At 58.1% G+C, this 1178-nt stretch carries 1 protein-coding gene; it reads left to right on the top strand.

Annotated elements, in window-relative coordinates; translation table 11 throughout:
• Positions 1-37 precede the first annotated feature (37 nt).
• The gene (locus JF66_RS18495; RefSeq protein WP_035880315.1) at positions 38-1018 is read left to right on the top strand and encodes a hypothetical protein; all 981 of its coding nucleotides are present in this window, start codon (positions 38-40) and stop codon (positions 1016-1018) included.
• Positions 1019-1178 lie beyond the last annotated feature (160 nt).

Raw genomic sequence — 1178 nt, 5'->3', positions numbered from 1 at the left:
AAAAACGTAGTTTCGCCATCACATCAACGGAGATGAAATGAACTACAAGAAACCAACGATAGGTGTCTGGTTCATCGGCATGGTCATCGTTTCCACAATCGCCTCGAGTGGCGTCGCCAACGCCTCTGAAGATCCGACTGGAGCAGTGGCAGACCTAGTCGAATCAGCGATCGCAAGCGTGCCAGTTCACGAGGTTGATTCTGCCGCGCCCGAGGTTGACGTCTCGGTTCCAAGCGATTCAACCCAGGCGATTATCGTCGATGTTTCAGATGGGACGCAACTCAATTTCGCCCTCCCTCTAGAGGCATTAACTGTCGATGGGGAGCTAGGCAACGACGGCTCGACTGTCTATCACGGGATCGGGGAATCTGCCGACGTATCCGTGCAGCCGCTGATAAATGGCGTGCGGGTTTCTACGATTCTTGACGACTCGAGTGCGGGCAACGAATTTTCATACCCGCTTGAGGACGGGATAGATCCCGAAGTAAACACCGACGGGACCATATCTCTGTTTCAGTCCATCGAGGCGGTCGACCCGGAAACAGGCACTTTGGTGTCCGCTTCCGTCGAGGTTGCAGTCATCCAGCAGCCCTGGGCTGTCGATTCGCAGGGCGACAACGTCCCGACACGCTACATCCTCGCCGATGATGCTGTTGTACAGGTTCTTGACTTAAGTGCCCCGGACATTTCGTATCCAGTCGTGGCGGACCCGACCTTCACAACAATTAACCCCTTCCAGTCGCGCATCCGATGGAACCGGGCCGAGACCGCGACGATTGCGTCGGGTGGGTGGGGTGCCACTGGGCTGACCGCTGTGTGCGGGTTGGCGGGTGCTGCCGCCGGCGGTTCAGTTGGTGCGGCGGCGTTTGCTGCGGTTTGCTTCGGCTTGAGCGCCCCTGCCGTGTACACCGCCGGTGTCGCGCAGAACTCACGTCCCAAGAGGTGCTTACAACTGACAATCACCACCACCCCCGTCACGGCACCAATTCCGTATTTCGATACATACGCGTGCCGCTAGGCAGATCGGGAGCACACAGTGAGCAACGCGACCCAAAGACTGAAGTTTCTCTTCTTGCCAGTGTGGCGCCTCGCGCTGCTCGTGGCGTCTGTCCTGTGGCTGATCGGGCTCAATGCCGCCTACCTCGGTGGTGGTGCGAAGAATGAATGGTTGGGACTCC

Source organism: Cryobacterium sp. MLB-32, from assembly GCF_000738085.1.
Classification (GTDB): domain Bacteria; phylum Actinomycetota; class Actinomycetes; order Actinomycetales; family Microbacteriaceae; genus Cryobacterium.
This window is presented reverse-complemented; position numbering and strand designations above follow the sequence as displayed.

Coding starts and splice junctions, on each gene's coding strand:
- JF66_RS18495 (WP_035880315.1), top strand. CDS start 38: ATGAACTACAAGAAACCAACGATAGGTGTCTGGTTCATCGGCATGGTC.